Origin of the sequence: Nonlabens xiamenensis (assembly GCF_003865345.1) — a bacterium.
GTDB lineage: Bacteria > Bacteroidota > Bacteroidia > Flavobacteriales > Flavobacteriaceae > Nonlabens > Nonlabens xiamenensis.
On record NZ_RMVE01000004.1, the window covers coordinates 1 to 12,095 of the forward strand.

The following is a 12,095-nucleotide window of genomic DNA, read 5'->3' on the forward strand; positions in this document are numbered from 1 at the left end:
TTTCCAACCAAACTTTTCTGCAAAAAAATTAAAGTTTTTTTAAACCCAATTCTCAATTACCTCATTTCCAATACCAAACACAAAAAGTTTTTTTTAGCCACTACCCCTTCCCCCTCAAGAACCTGATCAGACTCCGCAATAGCCCACACAACAAACCCTAGAATAAATACACGCATCAATACTTTCGCGAAAGCGATCAATCTACATGTGGAAAGAAATGGATACACAGCAAGACTTACAGAAAGGATCAAATTCCTGGTGCTAAGATTAAACGGTGAGAAAGTACCCTATACCTCCAAAACATCAGTCCAGCCGACGTAGTCAAACCAGCCAACAAACCAATCCATATACCGGTCACACCCATATTCCCGTATATACCTAGACCATACATCACTGGAAAACCAACCATGGCGTAGGAAATCACACAGATCAGTAAAGGCATCCAAACATCCTGAAAGCCACGCAAGGCACCTAGCAGTACAACTTGAAGCCCATCGCTCAGTTGAAAAACAGCAGCCACTAGTAAAAGTTCTGCCGCCAAGGCAACCACCACCTCATCCTGTATATAAATGTAAGGAAGAAAATCATTGAAGCTGATGAAAAATAAAGCAAATACCGTTTCTACTATCACCGTCATAATAAATATAGATCTTGCAATACGGCGTAAATCCATGGGTCGATTGAGCCCTAACTGATTACCTACCCTAATTGTAGCCGTTACTCCCAGTCCTACTCCTACCATAAAGGTCAAAGCTGATAAATTAAGGGCTATTTGATTTGCCGCTTGGCTTTCTGTGCCTAATACACCTGACAGAAATATCGCAGCCGTGAATAGGGCAACTTCAAAAAACATTTGAAATGCTGTAGGAAAACCTAGGCCTGTCAATTTTTTGATGGTTTCAATAGAATGTATCCTAAAGTACTGGAAGTAGGTTTTGAAGAAGGGATGCCAGGCCAGCATCATCATGATTAGAACGACCATCAACACCCTGCTGACCAATGTACCTATGGCTGCTCCTTCTACTTCCAGGCGCGGGAATCCCCATGCTCCATAAATCAGAAGGTAATTCACCAATACATTAACCACATTAGCCAAGATAGAAGCCAACATGGGAAAAAAGGTTTTGGATAATCCGTCGGCGAATTGTTTAATGGCTTGGAAAAACATCAGTGGAATCAGCGATATGGCTACCCATTCCATGTAAGGAATAGCGAGGGCTACAACTTCTGGTGGCTGATCCAGATAATATAAAATCGGCTTAGAGGCAAATAGAAGTAGGGTGAGTAAACTGCCATTGATGACGCAAAGCAGAATGCCGTGATCAAAAATCGTCTTGATTCTGGTCTGATCTCCTTTACCATGGGCCTCTGCAATTAAGGGAGTAATGGAAAATGAAAATCCTATCCCGATTGACAAAGCAATAAATACCAAGGTATTTCCCAAGGAAACGGCAGCCAATTGTGCTGCTCCTAACTTCCCTACCATGATATTGTCGGCCAGTGCGACCAATAAATGCGCCATTTGTCCCAACATAATGGGAACGGCAATTTTTAGGTTTTTAGGAAATTCTTTAGCGTACTGCTGGAAAGACATACAAGTGTAAAAAACACAAAAATAACTGAGAGAAGATCTCTTGAATACTTAATCCAGTGTTTTTTTTAGGGTACCGTACTTATCAATCAGATAGATTAGACTAGTCATGGTGGCTGCGCCCAATTGGAGTTCGCGCTTGTTGACAGCTTCAAAAGTATCATTAGCAGCATGATGAAAATCAAAATAACGCTGAGAATCAGGTCTTAAACCAGCTACGACCGTTCCCTGCTCCTTTAAGGGTCCTACGTCTGCCCCGCTACCTCCTTGTTCAAAGTAATGAATCAGGTAAGGTTTAAAAAGATTCCGCCACGAATTGATCAAAGCCATTTGTTCATCGCTGGCATCAAAACTGAAACCTCTTGGCGTAAAACCACCAGCATCGCTTTCCAGGGCAAAAATGTGTTGCTCCTTTTTTAAAGCTGCTTGCCTGGCATATTCTTTGGCTCCTTTTAATCCATTTTCCTCGTTCATAAACAGGACTACCCTTATCGTACGCTGGGGTCTGTATCCCAATTCTTTGAGCGTATGAAGCACCTGCATAGACTGAACAACTCCTGCACCATCATCATGGCTACCATCTCCCAGGTCCCATGAATCCAAATGCCCTCCCACGACGATAATCTCATCCGGATATTTAGAACCTTTGATTTCTCCAAATACATTATGACTGGGCACATCTCCCCACACAGTACAATCTTGTTTCAGATAGAACTGGATATCAGAATCCAGGGAAAGATAGGTGGAAAGCCTTTCTGCATCATTTGTGCTAATGGCCGCAGCTGGAATGTAGTTTTCAATGGGCAGATCACCATAACTCATCGAACCCGTATGAGGAAAGTCATCCAGTCGCAAATTCATAGATCGTACAATCACGCCAACAGCACCATATTTTCCAGCCTCTCTAGCACCGCTATATCGCTGATCCACACAACCGCCATAGGCCTCAAACGTCTGTATTTTTTTGGGATCCATTGGACGGTTATAAAAAACAAACTTGCCTTGGATCTGTTCTTTTCCAAGCACTTCTAGTTCGTCAAGCGACTTTACCTCTATTATCTCAGCCTTTATACCTTCCTCTCGGGTAGGGATAGAACCTCCCAGGGCACATACATTTACATTAATGGTATTTAGGTTTCCCAGTTGGATGTAGGCAAATTCAGGAGTTCCACGTGTCCATTTGGGAACCATCACGGATTGCTTTTCTGTGCGGTCAACAAATTTTGCTAATTCAGCGGTCGTGTAGTCTACAGCGCGTTCAGCTTGGATGGATCCAGAAAGTCTACCACCAATCTCGTTGGACAGGTGATCCAACCATTCATAACTCTTGGACTGGGTAAGATTGTGATCATATATACTGCGCAACATTAAAGAGTCAGTTTTAGGCGACGGTATTTGTTGCGCTTTCGCGAAAGCGGAAACAGCTAATGCAAAGAGAAATATCTTATTCATTTTCCAATTGGTCAATAAATTCATGAATGCGGCTAGAGGTATCTTGATCTAACCTAGGTGGTTGAATATAAGTCTTTTCTTGTAAGCTTTGATTGAGAATTTCTGCAACAATCAGTCTGGCCATGGGTTTATCATCAGCTGGAATGACGTACCAGGGAGCATGGTCCTTGCTGGTATGTTTGATGGCCTGCTCATAGCAGAATTGATACTTATCCCAGAGTTTCCGCTCGTCGAGGTCACCGGCAGAAAACTTCCAATTCTTTTCTGGAAGTCTGAGTCGGCGTAGCAGCCTGTTTTTTTGTTCTTCTTTTCCCAGGTGCAGGAAAAATTTAAAGATAAAGGTGCCATTTTGGACCAGTTCCTTCTCAAAGTTATTGATTTGTTCAAACCTCATCTGCCAAAACTCCTCCGTCGCGTCGGCAGGCTCATTGAAATCTGGAAGGTTTTCGGCAAGGAGATAAGATGGATGTACTCGAGTTACCAGTACATTTTCGTAATGCGTCCTATTAAAAATACCAAAATGACCTTTACTGGGAAGTGCGACGTAGTGACGCCAAAGATAGCCATGGGATCTTTCAAGCTCAGTGGGGACCTTAAAACTGTGTTGAGTCACTCCCCTAACATTGAAATCTTCAAATACTTCTCTGATCAAACTATCTTTTCCAGCGGTATCCATTCCCTGAAAGCAAACCAAAACAGCGTGTCGGTCATGTGCGTACATTCTGGCCTGAAAGTCCGCTAGATCTTTACGCACTTTTTTCAGTTGCTTTTTGGCGTCTTTTTTATCCAGGGGTTGATCAGGAAATGTTGCACAATCAGCCAAATTAAGATCCTTGCTGGCCTGAAAATCTTGCTTTTTTACATTGTATTTCATCACTTACTAGCAAAAGATTGGACATCCTTCTCACTTACTTCCTTGCCTCCCAATATGATCAAACGTTCTACCACATTACGCAATTCGCGAATGTTTCCAGTCCAATCATATTCCTGGAGTTGCTTGATCGCTTTGTCGGTAAAATTTTTAGTGTTGACACCTTGTTCTTTTGCGATTTTATGGGCAAAATGCTCTACTAATAAAGGTATATCCTCCCGTCTTTCATTCAAAGAAGGCACATTGATCAAGATTACAGCCAGTCGGTGATACAGATCTTCCCTAAACTTTTTATCCTCAATTTCCTGCTTTAAATTTTTATTGGTCGCAGCGAGTATACGCACATCGACTTTGATGTCTTTATCACTTCCTACACGTTGAATTTTATTTTCTTGTAATGCGCGGAGTACTTTGGCCTGTGCATTGGCACTCATGTCTCCAATCTCGTCCAGGAATATGGTTCCACCATTAGCCGCCTCAAATTTACCAGCTCTGTCCTTATTGGCTCCGGTAAAGCTTCCTTTCACGTGACCAAAGAGTTCGCTTTCAATTAATTCGCTGGGAATTGCGGCACAATTGACTTCGATAAACGGACCCTTGGAGCGATCACTTTTTTGGTGTAGCCAGTGCGCCACAAGCTCCTTTCCAGTTCCATTTTGTCCGGTAATAAGAACTCTAGCATCTGTAGGCGCGACCTTTTCAATGATGTTCTTAATGATGGTGATGAGTTCGCTCTCGCCAATCATCTCATAATTCTTACTCACCTTCTTTTTCAGTCGTTGGTTTTCAACTACCAGGGTTTTTCGATCTAATGCATTGCGCACGGTATTGAGCAAGCGATTCAAGTCGGGTGGCTTTGAAATATAGTCAAAGGCACCCAATCTCATCGTATTGACTGCAGTATCCAAATCCCCATGACCAGAAATCATGACCACAGGTATCTCTGGTTTTATTTTTTTCATGGCTTGCAATACCTCAACACCGTCCATTTTGGGCATTTTAATATCGCAGAGAACAAGATCAAAGTCATTGTCTCTCACCAGCTCGATGCCTTCCAATCCATCGACTGCCTCGGTTACCTTATAATCTTTGTTTTCTTCGGCCAGGATTTTAACTAGCACTCGCCGGATGGCGCTTTCATCTTCAATGATCAGTAAGTTTGCCATTATATTTTAAATTTTAGACCAGCCCTTGAGTAAAAGGTATTGGTATCATTAATAGTAAACACATCATCTCCTGCATCGTTCCTTAATCGGATGTCATTGATAAAGGTAAAGCCTGCATAGACGTATGCTGAAATGTGTTTGGTGAAGTTGTATTGATAGCCAGGTCCGTACATGGCGATAGTCATGGAAACATCTTCTGCAAGACCATTTGCCGTAGGGACATCATTTTGGATATTGGCATAGAACCCATCTAATCTGGCATAAAGTTGTGCCTCGTGTTTTTCATTAAAACTGTATTTGAGATTCATTTTTGGTGCCCCCAGGGTAAAACTGAGTTGATCATTGATCTCTCTGTAATAATTGAGGTACGGTAAGGGAAAAGGTCGCCCTGCTGTGGTGGAATATTGTACTCCCACAACTAAACGCCAAGGCTTACCTCCATCTTCTCTATCCTTTTTGTTTTTGATGAAATATACACTGGCGGTCAAAAAGTAATCATCACCTTTGGCCCTGCCTGCATCAAAATTGGAAGCCGCAATAACCCCTCCCCTGGAGCCAAATCGCCAATCGTTTTTCATGGGAAAAGTGTATCCTAATGAAACTTCTATACTTTCGTATCTATCCGTATTAAAGGAGGTGAGCGAACTATCATCTCTGAACAGTAAATGAACGTTCCTGTATTCAAAGAATGGTACGATATAACTGCCTTCGGCCACCTTAAGAGGAACATTGGCAAATGTGCGGAACCTTCTAAAGCTGTTATCTGATTTTCTTTGGGGAAAGTAAGTGTATTCTGCCCGGAATAGATCAGTGCCTTGGGCGTCCGCTTTCGCGAAAGCGAACAACATAACCATCACAAAAATTAATCTCGTTATTTTCATAAATTACTGTTCTGAGTTATCAGTTGATTTAGGCTTTGCCTCTTCTGCCTCCGTCTGTGCATTTTGGTTTTTTGCAGAGACTTCAAAAGCCTTGTTTTGATAAATATGTAAATCGCGTTGAGGGAATGGTATAGTCACATTATTCTCTCTAAAAGCCTTGTCAATGGCAAACCTGAGTCCACTTTTAATCCTGGGATCCGTAAAACTATCGCGTACGAAAAAATAGATCCCAAAGTTAAGCGAGCTATCACCAAAGTCGTTGAACATCACAAAAGGCTCCGGGCTTTTCATTATGCCACGTTGATTGCGTGCACACTGTTTAAGCAATTTTTCCACCAGGGCAGTATCGCTCCCATACGCCACTCCCACATGGACAACCTCACGTGTCTTAGGGTGGTTCTGCGTGTAATTGTAAACAGCCTCTGATAGAAAGAGATGGTTAGGAATGATAAGAATCTTATCGTCTCTGGTCATAATCCTGGTGCTGCGTAATTTGATTTCAAAAACCCTTCCTACCTTATCGTTCACCTCAATGACGTCATTGACCAATACAGACTTATCGATCAAAATGGTCACACCCGCAATGATATCCTTGAATAAGTCCTGAAGGGCAAAACCCAACCCTACGAACAGGGCCGCACTGGCGGTAAGTAAAGCAGTCAGGTTGACTCCTGAGGTATGTAAAATGATGATAATGACAATGATGTAAACGACATAGTTGAAAAATTTGAATATACTTTCAAACTTCAACTTGTCGGCTGATTCCATCTTGCGGGTAACAAACCTTTTAATGAATCTAAGCAATAGTGAAGTGACCAGAATACCGACAATTGCTAGAATAAGCATCCAGGTGTCAAAGTGAAAATCACCTTCTTTCTCTGCCGCAATAATTTGATGAGTGAAAAACTCCTTTATTTGTTCCCAATCCAGTTCCATCAGTATTTAAGCCATTTATAAAGTTCTTTCCAACTCGTTTTTTTACCGTACATCAGGATTCCTATGCGATATATCTTAGCGGCGAGGTATGCCACACCAATAATAGATAAATAAAGTAACAGCATACTAGTCGCAATTTCCCACCAAGCGATATCACCAAAAGGAATGCGCATAAGCATTACGATGGGTGAAGTCAATGGGATGTATGAGAAGATAACAGCAACAGTACCATGTGGATTATCCATTACCGAGAAGAAGCCCACATAAATAGCCAACATTAAAGGTAAAATTACCGGCAGCATAAATTGTTGGGTGTCGGTCTCATTGTCGACTGCAGCGCCAATGGCTGTATAGATGGAGGCATACAAAAAGTAACCTCCAATAAAGTAAATCAGGAAACAACCCACTAATTTCAATAATGGTAATTGGGCGATATCATTAGCGATCAATTGGATCTTTGAAGCATCCTGCGCCTGCATCATGGCCTCGGCATTGACTGGATTCTGGAAGGCGTCTACCCCAAAAAACACCGTCGATACACCCATCAAAATGATTCCAACCACAATCCAAATCAAGAATTGTGTGATCCCGGCCAGAGATGTACCCGTAATTTTACCTACCATAAGATAAATGGGTTGGACACTACTCACAATAATCTCAATAATCCGATTGGTCTTTTCTTCAATCACGGACCTCATTGTCATATTTCCATAAATGATGATAAACATCATCAATAGGTAACCTGCAGCACCACCAGCTGCGATTTTGACCCATCCTGACACCTTACTGGTTTTCTCTCCAGTGAATTTTTGTAGTTGTAATTCCTCATTGACCCTACTCTTGTTGAGCACATCAAGATCGATCCCTTCATAAATAAGCCTGTTATCCGTGGCTTTTTTGTTGATTCTATTTTCCACGGATTCTAAGAAGCCTGAAGAAGGAGAGTCGTCAGAATAAAAGGACATACGTTTCAATCCTAGAGGTCCGGCTTCTAGCACCAACAGACCATAATAATCGGCTTGCTTACTGGCTTCGATGGCTGCTTCTTCAGACACTTGTTCAAGTGGGATATATTCATTGCGTTCATTGGACTGAAATAATGCAGCATAGTCCTGCCCAGTCATGTCCAAGATGGCAATTTTTCTGGCCTCATCAGAATTCATACTCGTTAACCAACCAATCAATAGAGCCACCGCTACAAAAATCAACGGGCTGACAAAAGTCATGACGATAAATGTGCGGTTACGTACCTTGTTTAGGTATTCCCTTTTTATAATAAGCCAAAGTTTATCCATGTTGGTCGACCGTTTGAATGAAGATATCGTTTACACTAGGTATGACTTCGCTGAAATGCGTCAATTCTCCCAATTGAGTCAAAGTATGTAAGGCTTGTGGAACCTCCACAGATTCTGGAATACGGATCTGAAAATCCAGGGTATTGTCCAATCCTGAAAGTTGCAGTTTCATCGGTTGAAAATGATCAGGGATTCTAGAAAAGCTTTCTTCCTGATTGGAACAGATCAAGGAAACAGCATACTTTCTATCACGAAAATGCTGTTTCACATCGTTAAGCCTGCCTTCCAACACCAGGTTAGATTTATGAATCAAGGCAATGTGATCGCACATTTCTTCAACACTTTCCATTCTATGGGTGGAGAAGATAATTGTGGCACCGTCATCACGGAGTTTTAAAATTTCGTCTTTGATCAAATTGGCATTCACCGGGTCAAAACCTGAAAATGGTTCGTCAAAAATGAGCAAACTGGGTTGGTGAAGCACCGTGACGATGAACTGCACTTTTTGGGCCATTCCCTTAGAGAGTTCCTGTAGTTTTTTATTCCACCAACCCTCCATATCCAGTCTATTGAACCAGTAATGCAGTCTGGATTTGGCTTCACTTTTACTCAGCCCTTTGAGTTGTGCTAAATAGATACATTGTTCTCCCACCTTCATGGACTTGTACAAGCCTCTTTCCTCTGGCATATATCCGATATCGGCTATGTGATGAGGCGCTAATGGTTGACCATGGAGTTTAACCATACCTGTATCTGGGATTGTGATTTGATTAATGATTCTAATCAAAGATGTTTTACCGGCTCCATTAGGCCCCAGTAACCCAAAAACACTTCCTTTAGGTACAGAGATATTGACCTTATTAAGAGCAGTATAGTCTCCATATTTTTTAGTGATATCAACTGCATCCAGTGCGTATTCCATAAAACTTGCTAATTCCGCTAAATTAACAACATCGCTAAGGTATTGCTAGTGATTTAGAATAATTTAATAGGCGTTTACCTAAATACGGCTCATATTACCTTAGGGTCCCCATTCAAGGTTAAAATATGAAATAAAAAAACCCACCTCTTGAAAAACAAGAGGTGGGAAAAATTGCTATGAAAAAGAAAAATAAACAAGCAATAGAAATTGCTTGTTGAATCAAATATATATAAATTTTTCTAATTCATTAAGTTTTCTTTAAGAAAACATGTCTTTTACTTTTTCGAAGAAGGATTTATCCCCTCTTTCAGGAGCTGGTTCAAAGTTGACATCACTCTTCATGCTTTCGAAAAAATCTTTTTGTTCTTTCGTTAAGCTCCTTGGTGTCCAGACATTTACATGCACTAATAGATCTCCAGTACCATAACCATTTAAGCTAGGCATACCCTTACCTCGCAATCTCAAAATTTTACCACTTTGGATTCCCGCTTCAACGGGAATACGCACTTTACCGGTCACGGTTTGAATCTCTTTGGATGTTCCTAGCACGGCTTCAGGTAGGCTGATATACAAATCATAATGCAAGTTGTTACCTTCCCTTTGAAGATGGTCGTGCGGCTTTACTTCAATATCTACTAAAAGGTCACCGCTCACACCGTTTCCAGGCGCTTCATTTCCTTTTCCGCTTACTTTGAGTCGCATGTCGCTCTCCACTCCAGCAGGAATTTGAATAGTTACTGTCTCTTCACTAGCCACCATTCCTTGAGCATCTGCACCTGCTGGTCTGTGGTCCATGGTCTGACCTGCTCCACCACAGGTACTACAGGGTGCACTGGTTTGCATACGACCGAGTATGGTATTCTGAATTTTGGTGACCTGCCCAGAACCATTACAGGTGGGACAAGTTTTATAGGTCACACCAGCGGCTTGCTTTTTTCGTTTTACTTTTACCTTTTTATCGACACCATTGGCCGCTTCCTCGAGAGTGAGTGACACCCTGATTCTGAGGTCTTTTCCTTTGACCCTACGCTGACCACGCCCGCCGAAACCGCCAAATCCGGAAAAACCACCTCCTCCACCAAAGATATCGCCAAACTGGCTAAAGATATCTTCCATGTCAAAGCCACCAGCTCCACCGAAACCGCCAGCGCCACCAGAAGTATATGCCTGGTGACCCAATTGATCGTACCTGGCTTTTTTCTGTGGATCGCTTAGCGTTTCATAGGCTTCTGCTGCCTTTTTGAAATTTTCCTCTGCCTTGGCATCCCCAGGGTTTTTGTCAGGGTGAAATTCGATGGCTTTTTTACGATATGCCTTCTTTATCTCTCCTGCCGAAGCGCTTTTTGAAACGCCCAATATCTCATAAAAATCTGCCATCCTATTGTCCTATGACTACTTTGGGGTAACGAATAATCTTGTCACCCAGTTTATATCCTTTTTCAATTACATCCACAATCTTCCCTTTCATATCGTCAGTGGGTGCTGGTATTTGGGTAATAGCTTCATGAACATCTGCATCAAATGTATCTCCAGCCTTCACTTCCACTTGTTCAAGCCCCTTGCCTACCAGCGTATTACGCAATTTATTAGAAATCAGCTCTACTCCACTGGTCAGCGTGTCATCCTCAGACTTTTTGATCTCTACCATCGCACGATCAAAATCGTCCAATACGGGCAGCATGTCCTTTAAAACCCCTTCACCGGCGGTTTTGAATAACTCTATACGTTCTTTGGCAGTACGTCTTTTAAAATTTTCAAACTCAGCAAACAAACGGATGTACTTATCCTTTTCAGCTTGTATTTGTTCCTGTAGTTTCTCGGTTTCAGACTTGTTGTCCTCTTCCTGAACTTCTTCTTTATCCTGAGCGTTGTCATCCTGAGCGTTGTCTTGTTGTTGCTCTTGCTCTAATACTTCAGGAGCTTCCTGATCTTTTATCTCTTTTTCGTTTTTGTCTGTTGCCATTTTTTACGACTCACTTTTTACAAATTATTGTTTCGTGTCAAGGGATGATAGTATTCCTGTGCTGTAACATCAGCCTCAACATTTACTAGGGGCGGTAAGTTATTCGCTTTCGCGAAAGCGATTTACAAACCCTTTGCCCGTAACTTCCACGCGCGATGGGGCAAAAGTACTGCCATTTAAACGTCTGGTGTCAAAATGTCACCGCTTTTTAATTAATATAGATTTAACTATATTGTTTGTTGCTACATTTAATTTTGCACTTCAAATAAATCCTAATCAAATGAAACGCAATTTTTTAAAAATTACTGGAATGGCCGCGGTTATCGCATTTACCGTAGCTTGTAAAGACAATAAAAATGAAGTAGAAGCTACTGACGAGCAAGAAGTAGCAGAAGCGCCTATGGAAGCTGTCACTTATACGGTAGACACAGAGGCATCCAATATCGCGTGGGTAGGTTCTAAGCCAACTGAGGACCACACTGGTAACATTTCCCTGCAAAGCGGAATGGTAAAAGTAAATGGTGAGACACTAGAAAGTGGTGAGTTTGTCATTGATATGAGTAGTATTGAAGTGACTGATTTAGAAGGTGACTCCGCTGCTAACCTTAAAGGTCACTTGCAAGGAACCGTTGAAGGAAAGGAAACTGATTTCTTCAACACACCCAAATACCCTACGGCAAAATTTGTCGTAACTGGAGTAAATGAGGTGGATGGGAATACAGAGTTATCTGGAAACCTTACCTTGAAAGATGTAACTAAAAACGTAAGTTTCCCAGTTATGGTTTCTTATGAAGACAACAAAATGATGTTGAAAAGTGAAGAATTCACTATCGACAGAACGGATTGGGGTATCCAATACGGATCTAAAAACTTTACTGACATCGTAGCTGACAAAGCCATCTCTGACGATATTAAATTGACGATTGACCTGGTAGCTACCAAGTAATTAACAATTTTCCTTCATCTAAAATCCCGGTCAAATGACCGGGATTTTTTTTTCAAGGTTTTCTGTTAGTCT

Annotated in this window: 11 protein-coding genes; 1 reads left to right on the plus strand and 10 read right to left on the minus strand. The window is 41.7% G+C overall.

The genetic code is table 11. From position 1 onward, the window contains the following. Nucleotides 1-247: 247 nt before the first annotated feature. From EGM47_RS10905 to EGM47_RS10950, 10 genes are all read right to left on the minus strand, one after another. Nucleotides 248-1,594 carry an MATE family efflux transporter gene (locus EGM47_RS10905; RefSeq protein ID WP_124980859.1) on the minus strand — a complete coding sequence of 449 codons (1,347 nt, stop codon included), beginning with the start codon at nt 1,592-1,594 and terminating at the stop codon, nt 248-250. 48 nt (nt 1,595-1,642) lie between these two features. Then, nucleotides 1,643-3,043, minus strand: a complete 1,401-nt coding sequence (locus tag EGM47_RS10910) for a M20/M25/M40 family metallo-hydrolase (protein ID WP_124980860.1) — start codon at nt 3,041-3,043, stop codon at nt 1,643-1,645. Beyond that, the gene (locus tag EGM47_RS10915) at nt 3,036-3,917 is read right to left on the minus strand and encodes a PPK2 family polyphosphate kinase (protein ID WP_124980861.1); all 882 of its coding nucleotides are present in this window, start codon (nt 3,915-3,917) and stop codon (nt 3,036-3,038) included. The genes EGM47_RS10910 and EGM47_RS10915 overlap by 8 nt, the downstream gene beginning before the upstream one ends. Next, nucleotides 3,917-5,080 carry a sigma-54-dependent transcriptional regulator gene (locus EGM47_RS10920; protein WP_124980862.1) on the minus strand — a complete coding sequence of 388 codons (1,164 nt, stop codon included), beginning with the start codon at nt 5,078-5,080 and terminating at the stop codon, nt 3,917-3,919. The genes EGM47_RS10915 and EGM47_RS10920 overlap by 1 nt, the downstream gene beginning before the upstream one ends. Beyond that, complete coding sequence (locus EGM47_RS10925) at nt 5,080-5,961, minus strand: DUF6268 family outer membrane beta-barrel protein (protein ID WP_124980863.1); 882 nt, start codon at nt 5,959-5,961, stop codon at nt 5,080-5,082. The genes EGM47_RS10920 and EGM47_RS10925 overlap by 1 nt, the downstream gene beginning before the upstream one ends. 3 nt (nt 5,962-5,964) lie before the next feature. Beyond that, nucleotides 5,965-6,897, minus strand: coding sequence for a mechanosensitive ion channel family protein (locus EGM47_RS10930; protein ID WP_124980864.1), 933 nt, complete (start codon nt 6,895-6,897; stop codon nt 5,965-5,967). Next, nucleotides 6,897-8,192: an ABC transporter permease gene (locus tag EGM47_RS10935; RefSeq protein ID WP_164510860.1), complete on the minus strand. Its 1,296-nt coding sequence runs from the start codon at nt 8,190-8,192 to the stop codon at nt 6,897-6,899. The genes EGM47_RS10930 and EGM47_RS10935 overlap by 1 nt, the downstream gene beginning before the upstream one ends. Beyond that, on the minus strand, nt 8,185-9,114 hold the full coding sequence (locus tag EGM47_RS10940) for an ABC transporter ATP-binding protein (protein ID WP_124980865.1): 930 nt from the start codon (nt 9,112-9,114) through the stop codon (nt 8,185-8,187). The genes EGM47_RS10935 and EGM47_RS10940 overlap by 8 nt, the downstream gene beginning before the upstream one ends. A 258-nt stretch (nt 9,115-9,372) precedes the next feature. Beyond that, complete coding sequence (gene dnaJ / locus EGM47_RS10945) at nt 9,373-10,491, minus strand: molecular chaperone DnaJ (protein WP_124980866.1); 1,119 nt, start codon at nt 10,489-10,491, stop codon at nt 9,373-9,375. 1 nt (nt 10,492) lies between these two features. Further along, a complete protein-coding gene (locus EGM47_RS10950; RefSeq protein ID WP_124980867.1) occupies nt 10,493-11,077 on the minus strand; it encodes a nucleotide exchange factor GrpE in 585 nt (194 codons plus the stop codon). A 280-nt stretch (nt 11,078-11,357) separates the two neighbouring features. Between EGM47_RS10950 and EGM47_RS10955 the strand changes: the two genes are divergently transcribed. After that, complete coding sequence (locus EGM47_RS10955) at nt 11,358-12,023, plus strand: YceI family protein (protein ID WP_124980868.1); 666 nt, start codon at nt 11,358-11,360, stop codon at nt 12,021-12,023. Nucleotides 12,024-12,095 lie beyond the last annotated feature (72 nt).